The sequence below is a fragment of the Brevundimonas sp. DC300-4 genome (genome assembly GCF_049897365.1).
GTDB lineage: Bacteria > Pseudomonadota > Alphaproteobacteria > Caulobacterales > Caulobacteraceae > Brevundimonas.
In genome coordinates this window covers 1-21,019 of sequence record NZ_JAFCWC010000001.1, presented here as the reverse complement: position 1 = coordinate 21,019, position 21,019 = coordinate 1, and the positions used below count along the sequence as shown (strand labels likewise).

General features: G+C 65.9%; 22 protein-coding genes and 1 tRNA gene. 17 read left to right on the top strand and 6 right to left on the bottom strand.

Features of this window, described 5'->3' with window-relative positions; translation table 11 throughout:
• Positions 1–19: 19 nt before the first annotated feature.
• The 6 genes from ACP7AZ_RS00115 (at position 20) to ACP7AZ_RS00090 (ending at position 5,171) form a co-directional block, all read left to right on the top strand.
• Positions 20–1,528 carry a glycoside hydrolase family protein gene (locus ACP7AZ_RS00115; protein WP_426034906.1) on the top strand — a complete coding sequence of 503 codons (1,509 nt, stop codon included), beginning with the start codon at positions 20–22 and terminating at the stop codon, positions 1,526–1,528.
• A gap of 44 nt (positions 1,529–1,572) precedes the next feature.
• Positions 1,573–2,736 (top strand): isovaleryl-CoA dehydrogenase, encoded by a 1,164-nt coding sequence (locus tag ACP7AZ_RS00110; protein ID WP_426034904.1) that lies wholly within the window; start codon positions 1,573–1,575, stop codon positions 2,734–2,736.
• Positions 2,737–2,772: 36 nt separating this feature from the next.
• The gene (locus ACP7AZ_RS00105; protein WP_426034902.1) at positions 2,773–3,261 is read left to right on the top strand and encodes a helix-turn-helix domain-containing protein; all 489 of its coding nucleotides are present in this window, start codon (positions 2,773–2,775) and stop codon (positions 3,259–3,261) included.
• Complete coding sequence (locus ACP7AZ_RS00100; protein WP_426034900.1) at positions 3,254–3,637, top strand: type II toxin-antitoxin system VapC family toxin; 384 nt, start codon at positions 3,254–3,256, stop codon at positions 3,635–3,637. The genes ACP7AZ_RS00105 and ACP7AZ_RS00100 overlap by 8 nt, the downstream gene beginning before the upstream one ends.
• 162 nt (positions 3,638–3,799) lie before the next feature.
• Positions 3,800–4,435 (top strand): exopolysaccharide biosynthesis protein, encoded by a 636-nt coding sequence (locus tag ACP7AZ_RS00095; RefSeq protein WP_426034898.1) that lies wholly within the window; start codon positions 3,800–3,802, stop codon positions 4,433–4,435.
• A 76-nt stretch (positions 4,436–4,511) separates the two neighbouring features.
• Positions 4,512–5,171 carry an exopolysaccharide biosynthesis protein gene (locus ACP7AZ_RS00090; RefSeq protein ID WP_426034896.1) on the top strand — a complete coding sequence of 220 codons (660 nt, stop codon included), beginning with the start codon at positions 4,512–4,514 and terminating at the stop codon, positions 5,169–5,171.
• A 408-nt stretch (positions 5,172–5,579) separates the two neighbouring features.
• Here the strand turns inward: ACP7AZ_RS00090 and ACP7AZ_RS00085 are convergent, their stop codons facing one another.
• From ACP7AZ_RS00085 to flbT, 3 genes are all read right to left on the bottom strand, one after another.
• Entirely contained in the window at positions 5,580–6,410 is an 831-nt protein-coding gene (locus ACP7AZ_RS00085) for a flagellin (protein ID WP_426034894.1), read from the bottom strand.
• 325 nt (positions 6,411–6,735) lie between these two features.
• Positions 6,736–7,101, bottom strand: coding sequence for a flagellar biosynthesis regulator FlaF (gene flaF / locus ACP7AZ_RS00080; RefSeq protein ID WP_425987647.1), 366 nt, complete (start codon positions 7,099–7,101; stop codon positions 6,736–6,738).
• Positions 7,098–7,481: a flagellar biosynthesis repressor FlbT gene (flbT, locus tag ACP7AZ_RS00075; protein ID WP_425987607.1), complete on the bottom strand. Its 384-nt coding sequence runs from the start codon at positions 7,479–7,481 to the stop codon at positions 7,098–7,100. Before flbT ends, flaF begins: the two co-directional genes overlap by 4 nt.
• Positions 7,482–7,619: 138 nt before the next feature.
• On the opposite strand from flbT, the gene ACP7AZ_RS00070 reads away from it, so the two are divergent.
• From ACP7AZ_RS00070 to ACP7AZ_RS00035, 8 genes are all read left to right on the top strand, one after another.
• Positions 7,620–9,407: a tetratricopeptide repeat protein gene (locus ACP7AZ_RS00070; protein WP_426034892.1), complete on the top strand. Its 1,788-nt coding sequence runs from the start codon at positions 7,620–7,622 to the stop codon at positions 9,405–9,407.
• 415 nt (positions 9,408–9,822) lie between these two features.
• Entirely contained in the window at positions 9,823–10,254 is a 432-nt protein-coding gene (locus ACP7AZ_RS00065) for a hypothetical protein (RefSeq protein WP_426034890.1), read from the top strand.
• Entirely contained in the window at positions 10,251–10,466 is a 216-nt protein-coding gene (locus ACP7AZ_RS00060; RefSeq protein ID WP_426034888.1) for a hypothetical protein, read from the top strand. Before ACP7AZ_RS00065 ends, ACP7AZ_RS00060 begins: the two co-directional genes overlap by 4 nt.
• 63 nt (positions 10,467–10,529) lie before the next feature.
• Positions 10,530–11,402: an AAA family ATPase gene (locus tag ACP7AZ_RS00055; protein ID WP_426034886.1), complete on the top strand. Its 873-nt coding sequence runs from the start codon at positions 10,530–10,532 to the stop codon at positions 11,400–11,402.
• A 114-nt stretch (positions 11,403–11,516) separates the two neighbouring features.
• Positions 11,517–12,398 (top strand): methyltransferase type 11, encoded by an 882-nt coding sequence (locus ACP7AZ_RS00050; RefSeq protein ID WP_426034884.1) that lies wholly within the window; start codon positions 11,517–11,519, stop codon positions 12,396–12,398.
• A 130-nt stretch (positions 12,399–12,528) separates the two neighbouring features.
• Positions 12,529–13,122, top strand: coding sequence for a YfbR-like 5'-deoxynucleotidase (locus tag ACP7AZ_RS00045; RefSeq protein WP_426036035.1), 594 nt, complete (start codon positions 12,529–12,531; stop codon positions 13,120–13,122).
• Positions 13,123–13,126: 4 nt separating this feature from the next.
• Positions 13,127–14,068 carry an NUDIX hydrolase gene (locus ACP7AZ_RS00040; RefSeq protein ID WP_426034882.1) on the top strand — a complete coding sequence of 314 codons (942 nt, stop codon included), beginning with the start codon at positions 13,127–13,129 and terminating at the stop codon, positions 14,066–14,068.
• 99 nt (positions 14,069–14,167) lie between these two features.
• Positions 14,168–14,257: transfer RNA gene (locus tag ACP7AZ_RS00035), tRNA-Ser, on the top strand.
• A gap of 363 nt (positions 14,258–14,620) precedes the next feature.
• Here ACP7AZ_RS00035 and ACP7AZ_RS00030 read toward each other — a convergent pair.
• From ACP7AZ_RS00030 to ACP7AZ_RS00020, 3 genes are read right to left on the bottom strand one after another with little or no spacing between them, the layout of a single operon-like run.
• Positions 14,621–16,222 (bottom strand): recombinase family protein, encoded by a 1,602-nt coding sequence (locus ACP7AZ_RS00030; protein WP_426034880.1) that lies wholly within the window; start codon positions 16,220–16,222, stop codon positions 14,621–14,623.
• Positions 16,215–16,634, bottom strand: a complete 420-nt coding sequence (locus tag ACP7AZ_RS00025; protein ID WP_426034878.1) for a DUF2924 domain-containing protein — start codon at positions 16,632–16,634, stop codon at positions 16,215–16,217. The genes ACP7AZ_RS00030 and ACP7AZ_RS00025 overlap by 8 nt, the downstream gene beginning before the upstream one ends.
• Positions 16,634–17,014, bottom strand: a complete 381-nt coding sequence (locus tag ACP7AZ_RS00020) for a DUF3489 domain-containing protein (protein ID WP_426034876.1) — start codon at positions 17,012–17,014, stop codon at positions 16,634–16,636. The genes ACP7AZ_RS00025 and ACP7AZ_RS00020 overlap by 1 nt, the downstream gene beginning before the upstream one ends.
• 279 nt (positions 17,015–17,293) lie before the next feature.
• On the opposite strand from ACP7AZ_RS00020, the gene ACP7AZ_RS00015 reads away from it, so the two are divergent.
• The 3 genes from ACP7AZ_RS00015 to terL are packed head-to-tail and all read left to right on the top strand — an operon-like array spanning position 17,294 to position 20,641.
• A complete protein-coding gene (locus ACP7AZ_RS00015) occupies positions 17,294–18,634 on the top strand; it encodes a site-specific DNA-methyltransferase (RefSeq protein WP_426034874.1) in 1,341 nt (446 codons plus the stop codon).
• Positions 18,627–19,139 (top strand): DUF5681 domain-containing protein, encoded by a 513-nt coding sequence (locus ACP7AZ_RS00010; protein WP_426034872.1) that lies wholly within the window; start codon positions 18,627–18,629, stop codon positions 19,137–19,139. The genes ACP7AZ_RS00015 and ACP7AZ_RS00010 overlap by 8 nt, the downstream gene beginning before the upstream one ends.
• Positions 19,136–20,641, top strand: coding sequence for a phage terminase large subunit (terL, locus tag ACP7AZ_RS00005; protein ID WP_426034870.1), 1,506 nt, complete (start codon positions 19,136–19,138; stop codon positions 20,639–20,641). Before ACP7AZ_RS00010 ends, terL begins: the two co-directional genes overlap by 4 nt.
• Positions 20,642–21,019 lie beyond the last annotated feature (378 nt).

The following is a 21,019-nucleotide window of genomic DNA, read 5'->3' as shown; positions in this document are numbered from 1 at the left end:
TCGATTTGGGTCATTACCGGTGTCCGACGCAGCCAGGCAGAATCTCAAGGTCTCCCGCGAGGGGATCGTGCTGATCAAGAGTTTCGAGGGTTTCCGGCCCCGGGCGATCCAGCGCGCCGAAGGCGGCTGGATCATCGGCTACGGCCACACCCTGTCAGCCCGCGAGGGCGCCTCGGTGTCGGAATCCGACGCCGAACTGCTGCTGCGCTACGACCTCCTGCCCGTCGAGGCGTCGGTCAATGAGGCTGTCCCCGGCGACCTGAACCAGCATCAGTTCGACGCCCTCGTGAGCTTCGCCTTCTCGGTCGGCGTCGATCGTTTCGCCGGTTCCGACGTCCGCCAGCGGCTCAACGCCGGCGCGCCCGGCGAGGCTGCTGACGCCATGATGGGCTGGCCCGAGCCCGCCCTGCCGGAGACCGCCCTGCGCCGCCGCGCCGCCGAGCGTGCCCTGTTCGTGGCCAACCCTTTGACGCCGGTCGCTCTGTCCGACCTGCTGTCCGCCCCCCTGCCTCTTCCCGCCATCGTCGTTCCCTTCGACGAGCCGAAGGTCGAGTCCCGGACCGAAGCCCTGAGCGGACCCGAGCCGGTCCCGGGCGCCGGCGGGGACGTCTCCGCTCCGGTCGACCCGCGGGCCGCCGCCGTCGCCGCCCTGCTGGGCGAATCGACCGCGCGCATTGTCGAGACCGATGCGCCGCCGGCGCCCTCCAACGACAACCCTTCGGCCGCTGATCCGCCCGAGACGGATGCCGTCTCGCCGGAGCCGACTGGTGAGCCGCCGAGCGACGAACAACTGGCTCCCGAACCGGATATCGAAACCGCTCCCAAGGTCGAGACCGGGACCGCCCCGGAGCCGACGTCCACCCCCGCGCCGGTCGTCGATACCGTGATCCTGAACGCGACCCGTTACGCGCCCTACAGCTCCGTGATGATCGGCCCCCTGCCCTTCCTGCAGGCGGCGACGGTCCGCGAGGAACCCACCGGGCCCGAGGTCCGCAAGACCGAGCCTGCGGTCGAAACGACCGTGCCCGAGGCTGTAGAGACCGCACCCTACAACGATCAAATCGCGGCGATCGCCGAGTTGTCGGCTGTTCCGGTCGAAACCGTCGTCGTCAATCCGGCCCCGGTCGCCGAACTGGTGCTGACCCCGCTGGAGGATGCGCTCGAACCCGCCATGGAACGTCCCCTGTGGACGCCCGAGCAACGCGGCGCACCTGACGCCTCGGATAGCAATCTGTTCGGCGACGACCTGACCCTGACCCATGGCGGCGGCTCGATCATGCGCCACGAAATCGAGATGGAGGCTCCGGCCCGTTTCGACTGGAGCGAGACCGGCCCCTTCATCTTCATGGGCGGCGTGGGCCTGGTCTCGTTCGGCGCCTCAATGGCGGCCTTCCGCCGCGCGGCGGAACAGTCCGGCGGCAACGAACTGACCCTGATCGGCTGGGTCCTGGCCCTGATCGGCCTGGCTTGCGTCGGCGTGTCGTCGATCAACCTCTACCGTCGCTTCGGTCTGCCCGGCGGGGACTGAGACCCCCTCCCCACCCCGGTAGGGATCGTGCTACGCCGCTCGCCATGAGCATTCCGAACGCACCCCAATCAATGGAATTCGGCCTCGGCGAGAACGCCGACATGATCCGCGAGACCACGGCCCGCTGGGCCGCCGACCGCCTGGCCCCTAGGGCCGCCGAGATTGACGAGACCAACACCTTCGCCCGCGACCTGTGGCCCGAGATGGGCGAGCTGGGTCTGCACGGTATCACCGTTCCCGAAGAGGACGGCGGCCTCGGCATGGGCTACCTCGAGCACGTCGTGGCGATGGAAGAAGTCTCCCGCGCCTCCGCCTCGATCGGCCTCAGCTACGGGGCCCACTCCAACCTCTGTGTCAACCAGATCCGCCGCTGGGGCAGCGACGCGCAGAAGCGCAGATACCTGCCCAAGCTGATCAGCGGCAAACACGTCGGCTCCCTGGCCATGTCCGAGGCCGGATCGGGCTCCGACGTCATGTCGATGCGCACCCAGGCCCGTAAGGACGGCGATCGCTACGTCCTCAACGGCACGAAATTCTGGATCACCAACGCCCCGCACGCCGAGACGCTCGTCGTCTACGCCCGTACCGGCGAGGGCAATGGCGGCGTCACCGCCTTCCTGATCGAGAAGGGCATGAAAGGCTTCAGCGTCTCCAAGAAGCTGGACAAGATGGGCATGCGCGGCTCGGACACCGCCGAACTGGTGTTCGAGGACTGCGAGGTCCCGGAAGAGAATGTCATGGGCCCCGTCGGCGGCGGCGCCGGCGTGCTGATGAGCGGCCTGGACTACGAGCGGGCGGTGCTGGCGGCGGGTCCGCTGGGCATCATGCAGGCGGCGCTGGACGTCGTCCTGCCCTACGTTCGCGAGCGGAAACAGTTCGGCAAGGCCATCGGCTCCTTCCAGCTGATGCAGGCCAAGGTGGCCGACATGTATGTCGCCCTGAACTCGGCCAGAACCTATGTCTACGCCGTCGCCAGGGCTTGCGACGCCGGCAAGACCACCCGCTATGACGCCGCCGGCGCCATCCTCCTCGCCTCCGAGAACGCGGTGAAGGTCTCGCTGGAGGCCGTCCAGGCCCTCGGCGGCGCCGGCTACACCAAGGAATGGCCCGTCGAGCGGCTGGTCCGCGACGCGAAGCTGTACGACATCGGCGCCGGCACCAACGAGATCCGGCGGTTCCTGATCGGACGGGAGCTGCTGGGGTCGTAAGTTGCGCGCAAACTTTGGCAAGCCTTTAGTTCGCAAGTGGCAAACCTCGACCAGTATCTCTCACGCAGGCGCGGCAGGCAGGCCGAGCTTGCAAGACGATTGGGGCTCGGCGCTGGAACCCTCAGTTCTATTCGCAGCGGCCAGCGAAGACCGTCGATTACATTGGCGAAGCGTATCGAAGACGCGACCAACGGCGAGGTCTCGGCTGCGGCGCTTCTGGGCCTGTCAGAGATGGCCGTTGAGTTCGATCATCAGCTTGCGGCACACGATCTCGGCGACGGTCGCTGGGCGGTGAATGTCGGCCCGGGCGGATCTGCCGTCCTGACGCCTCAGCTGGTTCACGAGCTGGGCTTCGCATCCGGCGATCAACTCGTTTTCGTGAAGACAGCGGGATCGGTGAACGTAACATCCGCGTCCGACGCCCTCGCCCGTGCTCGCAAGATGTTCGCACAACGCGTACCGGCCGACATGGATGTCGTTGGAAAGTTCATCGCCGATCGGCGCGCCGAACCCGCGCGTGAATAGGGCGGTCATCGACGCCTCGGTGGTGCTGGCGGCATTGAAGGGCGAAACGGGCGGTGAGCGGTTGGCGGATCTGCGCGCCGGCCGGCTGATCAGCTCGGTCAATCTGACAGAAGTGGGAACCCGATTGCTCGACCTTGAGTTTTCGGACCGGCAGGCCCTCTCAATGGTCGAGGCGCTCGGGCTGACCGTAGTCCCATTCGACGCACAGACGGCTGTCCGCGCCGGACTGTTGCGGGAGAAGACGAGGACCGCAGGTCTGCCGCTGGGAGACCGCGCCTGTCTGGCTCTGGCCGCCACCTTGTCACTGCCGGTTCTTACGGCCGATCGAAACTGGGACCGGGTGTCGGCGGACGTCGAGGTCCACCAGATCCGCTAGGCGGGAACCTCCCTTGCTGGCGTCGACTTCCTTCCGGGGAAGAAGACGCACTCATCCCCGCCAAATCCGCAGCCCGGCAAACGGCCGCCGGCGCAGCCCTGTCGGCCAGGCGCCGCAATTGATCCGCTCGAAACCGTCGCCTTCGGGCTCTAAGGTCGCCTCATGAGCCTGACGGAGACCTCGACCGGCCGCCCCCGCCGCTTCTCCGATACGCTGGAGCGGATGGGCGCGCACGGCGGAGAGAGGCTGCATCTCGGCGAGATCGTCGAGGCGTTCGGCGAACGGGCCTTCGGCGCCGTCATGCTGCTGTTCGCCATCGTCAACATGCTGCCCTGGCCGCCCGGCGGCACGACACTGACCGGTGCGCCCCTGCTGTTCCTGTCCGCAGAGCTGGCCTGGGGCCGGGACAGGCTGTGGCTGCCCCGATGGCTCGGAGGGGCGTCGGTCAAGCGGGACAGGTTCCGCACCCTCAGTGGCCGGCTGATGAAGATCATCCGCTTCTCGGAGGCCCTGTCGCGGCCGCGTCTGTATTTCCTGACCGGGCGTCTGGGTCAGGGCCTGATCGGCCTCGCCTGCCTGTGCCTGTCCGCCATACTCGTCCTGCCCGTCTTTGGAGGAAACCTGATCCCGGCCGTGGCGATCGGCTTCTTCTCTCTCGGCATCATGCAGCGGGACGGCCTGGCGGTACTGCTGGGCTGGATCATGACAGGCGTCACGGTGGCCGTCCTCATCCTCGCCTGGACCCTTGTCGTCGCAGGCTTCACCGCCGGGTTCGATTGGTTCGGTCGGATCGTCTAGTTCTTTCGGAATGTTAAGTGGCGGTTCGTCGCCTGCGTGCATAGATCGTCATAACCCCTCGCCGAGCCCATCTCTGATGCCCGACTACGATTTTCAGAGCGACCACCGGCCCTTCTCCCGGGTGCTCGACGACATCGGGGCCAAGGACGATCCGAAGCTCTATCTCGGCGAGCTGGTGAACGCCTTCGGAGAGCGGGGCTTCGGTGCCCTGATGGTCTTCTTCGGCCTGATCAACGCCATCGCCTCCCCCATCCCCGGCTCGACCACGATCCTTGGCGCGCCCATGCTGCTGATCTGCCTGCAGCTGGTCATTCGCCGCGATCAGCTCTGGATGCCCCGATGGGCGCTGAAATCCAGCCTGCCGCGTGAGAACTATCGCGCCACCATCGGCAAGGTGCGCAAGCCGCTCCAGTTCGTGGAGAGACTGTCCAGACCGAGGCTCGATTTCATGAGCAGCGAAATCGCCGAGGTCGTGATCGGGGTCGTCACGACCTTGCTGACTCTCATCGTCATGCTACCGATCTTCGGCGGCAACCTGTTCCCGTCCCTGTTCGTGGCCCTGTTCGGCTTCGGCCTGATGCAGCGTGACGGGGTCCTGATCGGCGTCGCCTGGCTGGGCGTCGCCGGCTTCTGCATCTTCGTCTGGGCCGCCTGGGAGCTGATCTCCCGCCTGTTCCTCGCCAGCGCCGGCTGGTTCCTGAGCGTGGGCCACGGGGTCCAGGGGCTCTTCTCCTAGCTCAGGCAGCGAGACGCCGCGCGTCGAGCGGTAGAGCGACACAGGCAAACAAAAAGGCCCGCCGGACGAATCCGGCGGGCCTCATTGTCTGACCGCGTTACGGTCGGACCTTAGCAGCCTGAAAGGATCAGGCCCGGACCTCGCAAGAGGACCAAGCTTCGGTCACCGTACGGGTTTGGGACAATGAGATCACTTGATCACCTCCTTTCGACTGTTGAACAGGGAGGTTGAAGGTAGGGGTGGTTCGGAGCTTTCGCAAAGCCCCCCTCCGCATTTCGTGATCGCCACGCTCAAGCAGCGAGAGACGACCCAACCCACGCTCGATCAGTGAGGCTCGCCAAGCCGGGCGATGGCGCTCCGAAAAGCAAAACGCCGGGGAGCGAAATCCCCGGCGTCCTGTACGCTTACTCAGCTTCTGAACAGCGACAGCAGGATTTGAGGCGCCTGGTTGGCGATGCCCAGCGCCTGGACCCCGAGTTGCTGCTTCGTCTGCAGCGACTGGAGCTTGGCGCTTTCCTTCGCCAGGTCGGCATCCACCAGATTGCCCACCCCGGATTCCAGTGCGTCCGTCAGTTTCCCGACGAAGGTGCGGTGGGTCTCCAGAGCCTTCGACTTGGTGCCCAGACGCGCGAGCGCGGAGGACACGTTGTCGATCGAGGCGTTCACCAGACCCAGAGCCGTGGCGGCCAGGGTCGAGGTGCCGATGGTCGTGGTCGTCGCAACGGTGACGTTCGTCGAACCCAGCGACAGCACCTCGGGGGTGACAGTCAGCGAGCTCGTGCCCGCCGCGTTGGCCAGAGCCTGGAAGCCGGTCGCGCCGGTCTTCAAGAGGTTGATCCCGTTGAAGTCGGCGTTTCCGGCAACCGTGTTGATCTGGTCGCGGATGGACTTGAAGTCCTCGTTCAGCGCCTTCCTTGATGCCGTCGTCAGCGACTTGTCAGTCGCCGCCAGTGCCTTCTCCTTCAGTTGCAGCAAGAGATCCGAGATGCTCTCGCCGGCCGCCAGTCCCACGTCCACCGCCGATATGCCGCGGTCGAGCGAGGATTTCACCGCCCCCAGGGCGCCGATGTCGGCCCGTTGACCCTGGGCGATCGCCCAGATGGCCCCGTTGTCCTTGGCGCTGGAGACCTTTTTCCCGGTGTTAATCCGGGTCTGGGTCATCGCCAGATCGGCGTTGGTGGCGTTCAGGTTCTGCAGCGCGACGAGCGCGCCAAGGTTCGTATTGACCGAGTTGGCCATGGTAGAGTCCTTCCATTCTGGTCGGGGGAGCGGCCTTCTGGCCGTTGAACCGGTTCTGGTCCTGCGCGCGGTCTCGCAAGGACCGCGCCGGGCCGATCAGATTGAAAGGATTGGGAAAGTTATCCGGCCTTCGCGGCGCCCGGCAATTTCCCGCCAGTCAGCGCCCTACTTTGCCGACCCGAACGCGTCCTGGAGCATGATCGTTTCTGGTGTACCCGCTTCGCGGGTCCGACATGAAGCGTGAATCATGCTCTCACCTGGATCTGGAGCCTTATTCACGGCATCAGAGGAATCGCGAAGCGATTCCACCTTCGCCGATCAGGCTCTAGGGCGCGGGCGTAGCCTGCGGGGCCAGGCCCTGCATGATCGAACGGTTGATATCGATCAGGGGCTCGAAATCCTCTTCGCCGCGCATGACGGCCGAGGAATGGCGGCCGACGAACAGGCTGATCGAGATGATCTGGGCCTTCAGCGGATTGTTCAGCTGGTTGTCGGAATCGGAGCAGTCGGTGGCCAGAACCGACCAGAGGCGACGGTTCCAGTCCAGGGCGTCGATGCGGGTCTTCACGTCGCTCATGTCGACGGTTGCGGCGTGCATCAGCGCGCGCGTGACCTGTCCGAACAGGCGGTATTCCATCTCGCGCGGCGTCTCGGTACGCGTCGACGCCTGGGCATAGGCCTTCAACATCAGGTCAGGCTTTCCTCGTAGTCGACGATCTTCCGCGCGCTCATCAGGGCCTTGTAGTATTCGCGCGCCATCACGTGCTTCGACGCCGCGACGCAGTCGACCATGACGGCCGGGTTGCGCGTGGCGCTCATGAACTCGGTCAGGCGGGTGACGAACTCGTCGTAGACCTTGGGTGCGGAGCTTTCGTCCAGGTACATCATCATGACCGGGAAATAGATGCGCTTGGCGGGCGTGGTGACGTCCTCCAGCTGCATGATGTCCTTCTCGCGCAGGACCGAGGCCTTGTTCTGCAGAATCAGCACGCCGCGTCGGTCGCCGTTCTGCACGACGGCTCCGTTCAGGACGAATTTCTCCCCCGGCTTCAAGGAAAGTTTCAACGGCATCGGCGCCCTCCTGCATCCGCTTGATTCCGACATAGCCGGGCGGTGACTGACGCAGGCTAAACAGCCGTAGTTAACCATGTGTTCTAGAGCGCGGCCGTATTGCCCCTTATCAGCCCTTCTCCCGCGCCGAGACCCGCCATGCCCGTCGTCGATCCCTCGCCCTCCGAACTGGCCCTGGGTCATATGCCGATGGCCCAGGGATCGGCCGGCGACGCCGCCTCCCCCGCCGCGATCAGGCGCCTGTCGCACGCGCTCGCCGACCGCAAGGGATCCACCCTCAAGGCTCAGAAGAAGACGATCGAATCGCTGAAGGCGGCCCTCGCCTCGATCCGGGTCGGCGACTATGACGCCGGCGCGCGCCGCTGCCTGGCGATCCTCCAGACGGATGAAAGGAACGGTCTGGCCTGGCACGTCCTGGCGATCTGCCGTGAGAAGGCCGGTCACCTGTCCGAAGCGCTGAACGCCTACGACGCGGCGCTCCGCATCCGGCCCGAGGATGCGAACATCGCCCACGATCTGGCCCGCCTCGCCCAGCGTCTCGGCCACCTCGACATCGCAGAGAAGCTGCTGCGGAAATTCCTGCTGATCGAACCCGGCCATATCGAGGGCACCAACAACCTGGCCTGCGTCCTGCGCGACCAGAAACGCTACCAGGAAGCCATCGACGCCCTGCGAGAACTGATCCAGATCGAGCAGACCAATCCGACGCTGTGGAACACGCTCGGTACGGTCCTCAGCGACCAGGGCCAGATGAAGGAATCCCTGACCTTCTTCGATGAGGCGCTGCGGATCGACCCGGCCTTCGCCAAGGCGCGCTACAATCGCGCCAACGTCCTCCAGCCACTGGGTCGGCCTGCAGAGGCTCTGGACGATCTGGATGAAGCCCTGAAGGGCGCCGAGACCCCCTACGAGCACGCCATGATGCGGATGGCGCGGGCCATGACCCTGATGGGCCTGGGCCGGCTCAAGGAGGGGTTCGACGCCTACGAAGTCCGGCTGGATCCGGAAATGCCCGAGGCGATGCACGTCGTGGTGGATGCTGCACGGTGGGATCCGGAGACCGAGGACATTCGCGGCAAGCGGCTTCTTGTTGTTGGCGAACAGGGCATCGCCGACGAGATGGTGTTCGGGACCTGCCTGCCCGACGTGATCGAAGCGGTCGGCCCGGAGGGCAAGGTCTTCATCGCCGTCGAACCCCGCCTGGTCGATCTATACCAGCGCTCCCTCCCGACCGCCGTGGTCGGCGGGCACCGGGCGGTACGGATCGAGGGCCGCCTGACCCGCTACTGCCCCTTCATGGAGGAGGTCGCGGAGACTGACGGCAAGGCCGACTGCTGGACACCGATGGCCAGCCTCAGCGCCGTCTATCGCCAGAGCCTGGCCGCCTTCCCGGACCGCGACGGCTATCTGACGCCCGACCCCGCGCGGGTTGCCCACTGGAAGAGCGAACTGGAAGCGCTTGGCCCGGGCCTGAAGATCGGCCTGCACTGGAAGAGCCTCGTTCTCACCGGCGTGCGCGCCCGCTACTTCTCCAGCTTCGAGCGCTGGGAGCCGGTCCTGACCACGCCCGGCTGCGTCATGGTCAACCTGCAGTGCGGTGACGTGACCGAGGATCTCGCCGCCGCCGAAGCCGCCGGGGTGAAGATCTGGACCCCGCCGATCAATCTGAAGGACGACCTGGACGACCTTGCCGCCCTATCCAACGCGCTGGACCTCGTCATCGGTCCCGGCATCGCCGGCACCAACCTGGCGGCGGCGACCGGAGCGCGGACCTGGCTGATCCATGCTGCGGACGACTGGCACCTGCTGAACACAGACCGCTACCCCTTCTATCCGCGCGTCCGCACCTTCGCGACCGGCGGCTTCGATGGCTGGCCGAGGGCGATCGCGGCAGTGCGGGCGGCGCTGGAGGCAGAGGTGGGCTGACCTCCTGCCCTTTCCCATGGGGAAGAGGGAGCTCACGTAACGTAACTGGATTTTCGTGCCTCCCCGCCTTCGCGCTCATGCACGGTTTTTAATGACGACAAGGCAATACCCATCAACGGATCGTCCGAATTCGTCTCTGAAAACAACCCCCGGCTCAATTTAGAGCCTTTATCGCAGGCTCCCCTCAAACCTGTCGTACACTATCCCCCAAACAGTCTTTGACAATCCGTAACGCCGTCCGGACCGCCAATTCCGGTAATCCTGTCCGCCGGGCAGACCGACTGGCCGCAAGCCTCTGATTTCCCTCACCAGACCAGTCGTTTCGTCCGTTTCGTCATCCTGAAATTCGTCCAGACTCTCCGGACGGAACGCACGGCAAAGCCACGGCGTTGATCTCTCACACAGGGAGGCGGCCATGCCAGATTTGGACGATCAGGATCAGTCCGAAGTCTTCGACGAAGACAACAACGACGCCTCGGAGACCGGCGGCGTCACCAACGAGTTCAAGACGTTCGAGGAAATGCCAGAAGTGCTCGACGTCACCTTCGCCGATGGCGACGCGGACGAGGAGGAGTTCGACGAGGACGATCAGAATCTCGAGGACGCGCTCGGCGCCGATGGGGTCGACCCTGAGGCGGACGCCCAGTACGGCGCCGACGGAACCCGTATCAATGAGACGGACCTCGGCGCGGACGAGCCCGGGCAGGGCGAGGTGGAGCTGGTCTATGCCGGCCTGATGGAGGACGTGCAGGGCGCGCAGGCCAGCGCAGCCCACTGGGAGGCCAGGACCCTGTCCGACGACGATATCGAGGACCTGGGCTACGGCCCTGTAGGAGACGAAAAATGACCGACGCCCCCCACGGCACCGGAAGGCCGCGCGATCCCGACCTTGATACCGACACCCCGCACGCCCGCTCCGCAGAGCGTCTGGAAGGCAAGCCCGACCAGTTGAACGAGAAAAACGGCGACGCCGAAGATCGCCAGGAAGCCCTCCTCGACGAAGGCGTGGAAGAAACCTTCCCGGCCAGCGACCCGGTCTCGGCCAAACGGATCAACTGAAACTGATCGTTGTTAACCGGCCGCGCCATCGGCTAGTCGTGGTCCGAACCCACGGAGCATCCGATGACGCGGCCGACCGACCGGTTCGAGGGCACCTCGAACTATATCGCCACCCAGGACCTCAAGATCGCGGTCAACGCCGCCGTCGCCCTCGAACGGCCCCTGTTGATCAAGGGCGAGCCCGGCACCGGCAAGACCGTCCTCGCCTACGAGATGGCCAGGGCGTTGAACGCCCCGCTGATCACCTGGCACATCAAATCGACGACCAAGGCCCACAACGGCCTCTATGAATACGACGCCGTCAGCCGCCTCCGTGACAGCCAGCTGGGCGAGGAACGGGTCCACGACGTCCGCAACTACCTGAAGCCTGGCAAGCTGTGGGAGGCCTTCACCTCCCCCGTCCGCCCGATCCTGTTGATCGACGAGATCGACAAGGCCGACATCGAGTTCCCCAACGACCTGCTGCAGGAACTCGACCGGATGGAGTTCTTCGTCCAGGAGACGGGCGAGACCATCCGCGCCGAGGTCCGGCCGATCGTGGTCATCACCTCGAACAACGAGAAGGAACTGCCCGACGCCTTCCTGCGCCGCTGCTTCTTCCACTACATCCGCTTCCCCGACGACGAGACGATGAAGGCGATCATCGCGGTGCACTTCCCCGGCATCAAACCCCGGCTGGTGTCCGAGGCGCTGAAGACCTTCTACGAGATCCGCGACACGCCCGGCCTGAAGAAGAAGCCGTCGACCTCCGAACTGCTGGACTGGCTGAAGCTGTTGATGGTCGACGACGTCCAGCTCGAGACCCTGCGCGAGACCAGCCCCAACAAGCTGATCCCGCCGCTTCACGGCGCCCTGCTGAAGAACGAACAGGATGTGCATCTGTTCGAGCGGCTGGCCTTCCTCAATCGTCGCGAAGGCTCACGTCCCGGCGCTTGAGATACGGCCCATTCCTGACATGTGACGAACAGATATCGTCAGATCGATTACCGCGATTTCACTGGAATAGTGCCGGCCACTGTTCAAGATGAAGGCCTGAAGAGGAACCTGTTGATGCGACTGCTTCTCGCCACCATCTGCACCGCTAGCCTGATGACGGCAGCCTGCGACGGCGAATCCGTGCGCATCTCCACGACCACGACCGATTCCGGCCCCAAGGGGGTGCTGAAGGTCATCGACACCCTTCAGTGCCCGGAGACCATCGGCGTCCTGACCCGCAAGGGGACGGCCCACGCCGGCGGCGCCACCTGCCTCTACAGCGGCCCGCGCGGCGCCGAGGTCACACTGCAACTCGTCACCCTGAGGGACCAGACCGCCGATGCGGTCCTGCAGCGCTTCGAGACGACCCTGGCCGCCGACATGCCGCACACGACCGCCGAACTTCGCGCATCCGCCGACGCGGCCCGCGCCCAGTCCGCGGCCGATGACGCCCGGGTCCAGGCCGATGTCGCGGCGGTGGCCGCTGATGTTGCGGCGGTCGAGGCGGACGCTGCCGCTTCGGCGGCCGACAGCGCCCACGTCCGCGCTCCCGGCATGGCCATTGACGCCGAGGGCGACCGCGCCCGCGTCCGTCTGCCCGGGATGAGCGTCGACGCCGAGGGCGACAAGGCCAGCGTTCGTTTCGGCGGCTTCTCCATCAACGCGGACGACAGCAGCCAGAGGGTGGACATCAGCTCGTCCGACGAGAGCGTGAGCGTCCAGGCCCACGACGACGCGGCGGAAATCCGCACCCGCGCCCCCGGCGAGGCCACGCGCCGCACCTATATGCTGACCGACCGGACGCCCGCCGACGAGGGCTGGAGGCTGGTCGGCTTTGAAGCGCGAGGCCCCGTCGGCGGTCCGATCGTCATCGCCACGGTGCGCGCCAAGGACCGCGACAGCGACGGCGTGTTCGATTCCGCCAAGGATCTGGTCGCGCTGAACGTCGGCGAATAACGCGCCCAAGCTTGATCCCGCAGTCCGGATGGGTCACCTGACCTGCCGTTCGCCGATTGGATCACCCGCCTTGGCCGTTCCGCCCTCCCCTCGTGCATCCAGGACCCCGGCGCCGCGCGCCTGGCAGCGCATGTTGTCCGGCCGCCGCCTGGACCTGCTGGATCCCTCGCCATTCGACATCGAGATCGAGGATATCGCCCACGGCCTGGCCCGCGTCGCCCGCTGGAATGGCCAGACCATCGGCGAGCACGCCTTCTCCGTCGCCCAGCACTCCTGCGTCGTCGAGGAGATCGCCGCCCACATCAAGCCGGGTCTGGAGCCCAGATGGCGGCTCGCCGCCCTGCTCCATGACGCCTCCGAATACGTCATCGGCGACATGATCTCGCCCTTCAAGGCGGCGCTCGGCGTCAGCTACAAGTCGTTCGAGGCTCGGCTGGAAGACGCCATCCACGTCCGCTTCGGCCTGCCGCCCAAGACGCCAGTCCGGATCAAGAAGCTGATCAAGAGCGCGGACAAGGCCTGCGCCTTCTTCGAGGCCACTCAGTTGGCCGGGTTCAGCGCGAAGGAAGCCCTCGGTTTCTTCGGCCCACCGCCACCCGGCTATGACCTGATCATCGATCCCCTGCCCGCTCCGGTCGCCCAGCAGCACTATCTGGAGCGCTACCGCATCCTCGCCGAGGCCGTGGGCATCCTGCCCGCCGCCGAGGCCTGGCACAGGGAATAGCGCCATGTCCTGGGGCGGCGAGCACGGGGTCCGCATCGGCCTGTCCGCCGTCGTCATGGCGCTGCGCTCGGGTCGCCTCTGCATCCTGACCACAGAGACGCCGGAGAGTGAACTGGCCCTGCCGTTCGGCCCGTTCGACCCGGCCGGGGACCGCACCTTCGAGCGGGCCCTGCGATCGTTCGTGACCGCCCAGACCGGCTTCGGCCTCGGCTTCGTCGAACAGCTCTACACCTTCGGCGACGCAGGCCGCGCCGCGCCGCGCCCCACCCCCGGTCCCGACCGCCAGCGTGAAGTCTCGGTCGGCTATCTGGCCCTGACCGCCGAGGCCGTGGACATGGCCCCGTCCGGGGCCCGCTGGATCCCGGCGCTGGAAATCTTCCCGTGGGAGGATCGCCGTGCGCCCGCCACCAAACTGACCACCGACATGGTCAACAGCTTGACGACCTGGGCCGGCGGCGATTCCCGCCGGGTCGACCGGATCGAAGCCCTGTTCGCACCGTCCGCCTCCGTCCGCTGGGACGAGACCCGCGTGCTGGAACGCTACGAACTCCTCTATGAGGCCGGTCTGGTCGCCGAGGCCGCGCGCGACCGCGACGACGCCTCCCCGCTGGACCTGTTCGACCGCCAGATGGCCTCCGATCACCGCCGCATCCTCGCCACCGGCCTGGGCCGGCTGCGCAGCAAGCTGCGGTACCGCCCGGTCCTTTTCGAACTGACCCCCGCGACCTTCACCCTGTCCGCGCTCCAGGCCGCTGCCGAGGCCGTCGTCGGCCTGAACCTGCACAAGCAGAACTTCCGCCGCGGCGTGGAACGCACCGGCCTGGTCGAGCCCACCGGCCGCCTGTCCCCTGGGACCGGAGGCCGCCCGGCCGAGCTCTTTCGCTTCACCGGCGCCGGCCCGCGCGACGGCCAGGCCCCCGGCCTCGCCCTGCCAGCCCTGCGCTAGATCCTCCACATCCGGAAAATCGTCCGCGCCCGCTTGCGGCCCGGCCCCGACCCCATTAGAGAAGCCGCTCGCTTTCGACCGAGCGTCCTACGGCCCCGCGGAGAGGTGGCAGAGTGGTCGAATGTACCGCACTCGAAATGCGGCGTGCCTTTACGGGTACCGTGGGTTCGAATCCCACCCTCTCCGCCACCGCCTATAACCCTGAAAACGCTTAATAAAATCCCCGTAAACCTGTCCGGAAAGGGCCCTGTAATACGGCCTGTTCCCTGTACTCGTCCCTAATATCCGGGGGTGATTTTCGCGCATTCCGCCCTCTTGTGGCGCGGCTGTCTCTGCGCGTCGAAGATCCGGTGGAGTTTCCCTGCTAACAGGGAAAGAACAGGGACTTTTTCAGCCTGTTTTCGGGGTCGTTTTCCGTTGGCTCCCGCGCAAACCCCCTCCCTCACTGGCGATGGAGTCATGCGATTTCAAGCAGCCGCTGCTGCAAGCAGGGAATTCCCGACAACCGAACAGGGAATGTCCGCGCCGGTATCAGGGTATTATCTGGCCGGATCAGGTAGCGGTGGCAAGCGCCTGGTGCTGGTCGTCCCAGCAGAGCGGCAGAGGCCGGTATCGCAGCGCCTCGAGCGTGAGTCCGGCGGGCTGGGTCCCGGCGATGATCGCGCCCTGGAGGTCGGGAGCGAGGAAGGCCATGCGGATCAGGATGCGCTCATAGGCGTCGTCGGGTGTCTTGGAGACGTAGCCGTGAGCATCGGTGCTAGCATCGAGAATGGCGTGGGCCTTGCGCAGTCCCCGGGCCAGGACCGGGTCGAAGCGGAACGGCAGGACGCCGCCGGCCGTGATATGGATCTTGCCGCCCCGGAACTGCATGCGGCGTCTGGCCCTCAGCCACCAGCGGCCTTCTTCGGCGATCCAGCTCTCGTCCGGATCGAGACGGGTGGCGATGGCCTCTGACATCAGTTCAGCCTGGCGCGCGGTGGGCGCCATGGTTTTAAGGTTGAAGGCGAGGTGGATGGCACGCGGGTGTATCTCGACGCGCACGATGCGATCGGCGGCGTCGTCATGGCCGGGCAGCAGACGTGCCGCCATCTGGCGGATGACGCTCTCCAGGGCGATGGCCGGGACGCGTCGGATGGCGTCCGGGCTTCCGGGCGTGGGGCGGTTCCGCTGCACGGTGGAGGAGACGTAGTAGCGGAAGATCTGGCCACTCTTGCCTCTCGCCGTGGTCGGCGTCATCGCCACCCCGTCCATGTCGAACAGTCGGCCCTTGAGCATGGCCGTGTGATCGGGCCTGGACTGGTTGAGGACGATGCGGCGGGTGCGCAGCTTGAGCTCGGCCTGGACGCGATCAAACACATCGCGCTCAACAATGGGCGCATGGTTCCCGGGATGGACCAGCGCCTTGTGCGGGATCATGCCGATGTAGGTCGGGTTCTTGAGGATGTGGCTGATCGCCCCGCGATCGAACGGCAGCCCGCCCATGGCCCGGCCCTTGGTGGTGGTCCAGGCCTTGGAGAGACGGCCCTCGGCATTCAGCTCGGCCCACAGCAGGCCAACAGACTGCAGGGCCAGGTAGCGGTCGAAGATGTGGCGGACCAGCACGGCCTCGGTCTCGTTGACCTCCAGCGCCCGGCCCTTCGGATCGTAGCCCAGCGGCGGCGTGCCGCCCATCCACATCCCCTTGGCCTTTGACTGGGCGATCTTGTCCCTGATGCGCTCGCCGGTGACCTCGCGCTCGAACTGGGCGAACGACAGCAGTACGTTCAGGGTCAGCCGTCCCATGGAGGTGGTGGTGTTGAACGACTGGGTCACCGAGACGAACGAGACCCCGTGCTGGTCGAACACCTCGACGATGCGGGCGAAGTCTCCCAGCGACCGGGTCAGGCGATCGACCTTGTAGACCACGACCACATCGATCTTTTTGGCGACGATGTCGGCCAGCAGCTGCTTCAGCCCATCGCGCTCCATGGTCCCGCCCGATATTCCGCCGTCGTCGTAGGCAGTCTTCAGGGTGGTCCACCCCTCTCCGACCTGGCTCTTAACATAGGCTTCGCAGGCGTCTCGCTGCGCGTGCAGCGAGTTGTAGTCCTGCTCCAGCCCTTCCTCAGAGGATTTTCGGGTGTAGATGGCGCAGCGCAGCTTTTCTTTAGCCACGCTTAACCGGCCCTTTCAGGCCAAAGAACAGCTGGCCGCTGCGCTTGGCGCCCGTCATGGCGAAGGCGACCGCCGACAGGTTGGTGAAGGTCTGGCCCTGCCACTGGAAGCCGCCGTCGATGGCGACGACCTGGTGGGTCACGCCGCGGAAGTCGCGGGTGATCACCGTTCCGGGCGCGACGGTGGCGCCCATGCCCCGTGGCGTCGATCCCGTCTTGATGCGCCGTCGTGTGGTCGCGTCCAGCCCACCGAACGCCTCGGCCTGGATACGCCAGGCCAGCATCAGGCTGAGCACCTCGATCGAGCGCAGGCGCGGCGGGCGACCAAACCGCGCCCGCCAGGCCGCCCGCAAGCCTTCGAGGTCCAGGGCCACAAGGCCCCGGACCTCGGCGTTAATCGCCTCGCGCTGCATCAGGCCGCGTCCGCAGCCGCAGCCGCGAGGCGGTAAACCCGGCCACCCTCGGCAGGCTCGGAGACGATGCTCAGGCCGTGCTTCTTCTTCAGCGCTCCGGCCATGGCCCCGCGCACCGAGTGCGGCTGCCAGTCGGTTGCCGCGCTGAGCTGGGATACGGTCGCGCCTTCCGGACGTCGCAACAGGCCGACGACAATGCCGAGTTTGCCGGACGGCGGCTTGGGCTTATCTGCGGACGGTCCAGGGTCGGCAGATTGCGCCGTGTCAGCCTGGCCGGTCTGGGTTTGAGGTGCAGGTACTGTCCGCCGGGCGACGCGCTTTACGCGGGGCGTCGCACTCACGGTGTTTACGGCGTGGGCGGTCTTGCCTGATGTGGTCATGGTCAGTCCTCGTCATCAGCGCGGAATGCGCCGGTACCGAGGAGAGCCCGCGTCGCGGGCCGTGACTGACCAATGCTTCGTTGCCGGCGACAGTCGAGTGGAATCTACAAATCACCGAAGGATTGAGCGGACAAGGATTAACCGACAGCATAGAGATTACTATGTCTAATAGTAGCCGATTTTGGATACTGTATTATTTGTGATATCCTACAGACCTCAGAACCCTGAGTCCAACCCGGATCGTCGGATGACGAGCCTATCCTTTCGAGGAACAGTGCCATGACTGCAGTCCACTACCCTGCGTCCCCGCCGATCATCACCCCGCGCGCACCAGCCGACCTGATCCCCTACATAAACAACGCCCGCACCCACTCGAAGAAGCAGGTGGCCCAGATCGCCGCCAGCATCACGGCCTACGGGTTCACCAACCCGGTGCTGGTGGACGAGAGTGGCAGCGTCATCGCCGGCCATGGTCGCTTGCTGGCGGCTAAATCGCTGGGGCTGGCCGAGGTCCCGACTATCGTTCTTTCCGGGCTGAGCGAGGCGCAGACCAGAGCCCTGCGCCTGGCAGACAACAAGATCGCGCTGAACGCCGGCTGGAACGTCGATGTGCTGCAAATAGAGCTTGAGGCGCTGGGCGAGCTGGAATTCGACCTGGAGCTCACCGGCTTTGCCAGTGGAGAAATCGATGTCCTGACCTCAAGCCTGCGCGACGTCGATGACGAGGTCGTGCCGTCCACGCCCGCTATCCCAGTGACCCGGCCGGGAGACGTCTGGATCCTCGGCGATCACCGCATCGCCTGTGGCGATTGTCGCGAACCCGAGGTGCTGGCTGCGGCCATGGGCGGACAGACCGCTGATGTCGCGTTCCTTGACCCTCCATATAATGTCGTCATCGACGGCAATGCCGTTGGCAAGGGACGCCACGCCGAGTTCGCCATGGCGTCCGGCGAGATGTCTCCGACGGAGTTCACCGCGTTCTTGGCCGAGGCGCTCGGGGCCTGCGTAGCCGTATCGCGCGACGGCGCCGTCCACTTCGTGTGCATGGATCACCGTCACGTGGCCGAGCTGGCCGCGGCTGGAGAGCAGGTCTATGGCGCGCGGCTGAACATCTGCGTCTGGAACAAGTCCAATGCCGGCATGGGCAGTCTTTACCGGTCCCGACATGAACTGGTGTTCGTCTATCGCGTGGGCACGTCGCCCGCGTTCAACGCCGTCGAGCTTGGCCGTCATGGGCGCAACCGCACCAATGTCTGGGACTATGCCTCCGCCAACAGCATGCGGGGGTCGAGGCGAGAAGACCTGGCGCTGCATCCGACCGTCAAGCCGGTGGCCATGGTGGCCGACGCCCTGTGTGATGTGTCGAGGAAGGGAGAGCGTGTGCTGGACGCCTTCCTCGGATCCGGCACCACCCTGCTGGCGGCCGAGCGGACCGGGCGGCGATGTCATGCGGTGGAGTATGAGCCCGGTTATGTCGATGTCGCCATCGAGCGCTGGAGCGCCATGACCGGACGCTCCGCTATTCTTGAGAGCAAGGGCGCGTCATTCGAGCGGATGCGCGCCGCGCTGGAAACCGTCGGTGCCCCGACCGCCGGGAGCGAGGCGGTCTCGCATGGCTGAGGATGGAATGGACGACCCGGTCGGCTACGGCCGCCCTCCCCGCGCCAGCCGCTTTGCACCTGGCGTCTCCGGCAACCCTTCGGGCCGCCCACGCGGCACGGTGGCGATCCGCTCGAGCCTCGACAAGGTCCTATCGCGCAAGGTCAGCGTTCGCCTCGACGGCAAACGACGCCGGGTGCCGGCGACCGAGGCGGTGCTGCTGCAGCTGTCCAACAAGGCGATGGGCGGCGACCCGCAATCCATCCGCGACTACCTGCGGATCGCCATGAGCCATGGCCAGGACACCGAAGAGGCGGAAGCCTTTGATCAGGACCGGCTGTCACCCTTCGTCGATGCCCATGCCATCGTCATGGGATTGCTGGCCATGGGTCTGGTCCAGCGATCCGACAGCGGACGACTGAAGCTCGACCCCGCCGTCATCACCGACGCCTCCGCCACGGCTGATCATGCAGCCCTGGTCCTGCGCCGGCACTTCGTCATCGGCGCGCCGGATACTGCGGAATGACCCTGGCCTTGCCCCACCGGCATCCGCCAGGCCTGGGCCGGGCCCTGGATGCAGCGGCACGCCGACAGACCCTCCTACTCGGCCGCGTCATAGACGCCGAGGTTCGGGACCGCTGCTCCAGCCTCTACGGCTTCATCCGCGAAGCCTGGCCAGTGCTTGAGCCCTCGACGCCGTTCGTGGGCGGCTGGGTGCTTGAGGCGCTCTGCGATCACCTCGAAGCCGTAACTGACGGGCGGATACTGCGCCTGCTGGTGACGATCCCGCCCGGGATGATGAAATCCCTCGCGGTCTCGGTGTTCTGGCCAGCTTGGGAATGGGGTCCGCTGGGGCGGCCCGGCCTGCGTTATCTGACCACCTCGTTCAGCGAGGCCAACGTCACTCGTGACGCGTTGAAGATGAGACGGCTGGTGACCAGTGACTGGTACGCCCGCCTCTGGGGCGACCACGTCATCCTGACCGGCGACCAGAATGCCAAACTCCGCTTCGAGAACACCCGCTCGGGTGTACGCGAGGGCCGCAGCTTCGGCTCGACCACCGGTGCGAGGGCCGACCGGGTGATCATCGACGATCCTCATTCCGTCGACACCGCCGAGAGCGTCACGGCCCGCGAGGCGGCGGTCACCACATTCAAGGAAGCCATCGTCGATCGCCTCAACAACCCCTCTGCCTCGGCTATCGTCGTGATCATGCAGCGGCTTCACGAGCGCGACGTCGCCGGCGCCATCCTGGCCGGGGACATGGGCTATGAGCATCTCAAACTGCCCATGGCGTTCGAGCCGGATCGTCGCTGCCGGACGAGTATCGGATTCGTCGATCCACGAAGCGAGGATGGCGAGCTGCTGTTCCCCAAACGCTTCCCTGCCGACACCGTCGAGGCGCTCAAGCGCGACAAGGGCCCTTACGCCTGGGCCTCCCAGTATCAGCAGCGGCCCGCGCCACGCGACGGCGGGATGTTCAAGCCCGAATGGTTCGACATGGTCGCTGCAGTTCCCGACGGCTGCACGTTCGTGCGCGCCTGGGACTTGGCCGCAAGCGTGGCGACCGCCGGCCGCAACCCGGACTGGACGGTCGGTCTCAAGATGGCGAAGTGCCGCCAGGGGATATTCTACATCCAGCACGCCGCTCGCATACGCGGCACTCCCATGGAGGTGCAGCGTCTGATCCTGGACATGGCCGCAGGGGACGGAAGACCGACGCGCATCGAACTGCCCCAGGACCCCGGACAGGCCGGCAAGGCCCAGGCCGGTGCCCTGATCCGGGCATTGGCCGGTTACAGCGTCCGAGCCACGCCAGTCACCGGCTCCAAGACCACCCGCGCAGAACCCGCAGCCGTCCAGGCGCAGGCGGGCAATGTAAAGCTGGTCTCTGGTTCTTGGAACACTGCCTTCCTCGACGAACTTGCCGTGTTCCCCTCAGGGGCACACGACGATCAGGTCGATGCGTTCGCCGACGCACTCAACGCCCTGGCGGGCGAGTACCGGCCGAACCTGGCAGCTTGGTGACCAAGGACTGGGATGGTTCCGATTCCAGACGGGGTGATTCAGGTACGGCTACAACAACCGGTCCCACGCATTCGTAATGCGGGGGTCAGGTGTTCGAGTCACCTAAGCGGCACCACTTCTCTCAGCAGGATCGGATGGCGTAAGCGGGCGAAAGCGCGCAAATCCCAGTCTATCCCCATTCCCAAGCTGGAGTGGTTCCAGGCTTAGTGCTCATTCGTACCGCGGGGGTCGCGTGTTCGATCCGAGCGAGCGGCACCATTGAACCGCCCCGGGTTTGCCGGAGGCCTTAACTCCTGAGAGGAAGAGGCCATGACAAGCAAGACGACGAACAAGTTCTCACCCGAGGTTCGCGAGCGAGCGGTCCGGATGGTGGTGGAT

Excerpts from the sequence above, each read along its gene's own strand:
- ACP7AZ_RS00095 (WP_426034898.1), top strand. The coding sequence starts at position 3,800 with ATGAGCCTGACGGAGACCTCGACCGGCCGCCCCCGCCGCTTCTCCGAT.
- ACP7AZ_RS00085 (WP_426034894.1), bottom strand. The coding sequence starts at position 6,410 with ATGGCCAACTCGGTCAATACGAACCTTGGCGCGCTCGTCGCGCTGCAG.
- ACP7AZ_RS00055 (WP_426034886.1), top strand. The coding sequence starts at position 10,530 with ATGACGCGGCCGACCGACCGGTTCGAGGGCACCTCGAACTATATCGCC.
- ACP7AZ_RS00090 (WP_426034896.1), top strand. The coding sequence starts at position 4,512 with ATGCCCGACTACGATTTTCAGAGCGACCACCGGCCCTTCTCCCGGGTG.
- flbT (WP_425987607.1), bottom strand. The coding sequence starts at position 7,481 with ATGCCGTTGAAACTTTCCTTGAAGCCGGGGGAGAAATTCGTCCTGAAC.
- ACP7AZ_RS00050 (WP_426034884.1), top strand. The coding sequence starts at position 11,517 with ATGCGACTGCTTCTCGCCACCATCTGCACCGCTAGCCTGATGACGGCA.
- ACP7AZ_RS00060 (WP_426034888.1), top strand. The coding sequence starts at position 10,251 with ATGACCGACGCCCCCCACGGCACCGGAAGGCCGCGCGATCCCGACCTT.
- ACP7AZ_RS00070 (WP_426034892.1), top strand. The coding sequence starts at position 7,620 with ATGCCCGTCGTCGATCCCTCGCCCTCCGAACTGGCCCTGGGTCATATG.
- ACP7AZ_RS00110 (WP_426034904.1), top strand. The coding sequence starts at position 1,573 with ATGAGCATTCCGAACGCACCCCAATCAATGGAATTCGGCCTCGGCGAG.
- ACP7AZ_RS00020 (WP_426034876.1), bottom strand. The coding sequence starts at position 17,014 with ATGACCACATCAGGCAAGACCGCCCACGCCGTAAACACCGTGAGTGCG.
- ACP7AZ_RS00045 (WP_426036035.1), top strand. The coding sequence starts at position 12,529 with ATGTTGTCCGGCCGCCGCCTGGACCTGCTGGATCCCTCGCCATTCGAC.
- ACP7AZ_RS00025 (WP_426034878.1), bottom strand. The coding sequence starts at position 16,634 with ATGCAGCGCGAGGCGATTAACGCCGAGGTCCGGGGCCTTGTGGCCCTG.
- ACP7AZ_RS00065 (WP_426034890.1), top strand. The coding sequence starts at position 9,823 with ATGCCAGATTTGGACGATCAGGATCAGTCCGAAGTCTTCGACGAAGAC.
- ACP7AZ_RS00040 (WP_426034882.1), top strand. The coding sequence starts at position 13,127 with ATGTCCTGGGGCGGCGAGCACGGGGTCCGCATCGGCCTGTCCGCCGTC.
- terL (WP_426034870.1), top strand. The coding sequence starts at position 19,136 with ATGACCCTGGCCTTGCCCCACCGGCATCCGCCAGGCCTGGGCCGGGCC.
- ACP7AZ_RS00010 (WP_426034872.1), top strand. The coding sequence starts at position 18,627 with ATGGCTGAGGATGGAATGGACGACCCGGTCGGCTACGGCCGCCCTCCC.
- ACP7AZ_RS00015 (WP_426034874.1), top strand. The coding sequence starts at position 17,294 with ATGACTGCAGTCCACTACCCTGCGTCCCCGCCGATCATCACCCCGCGC.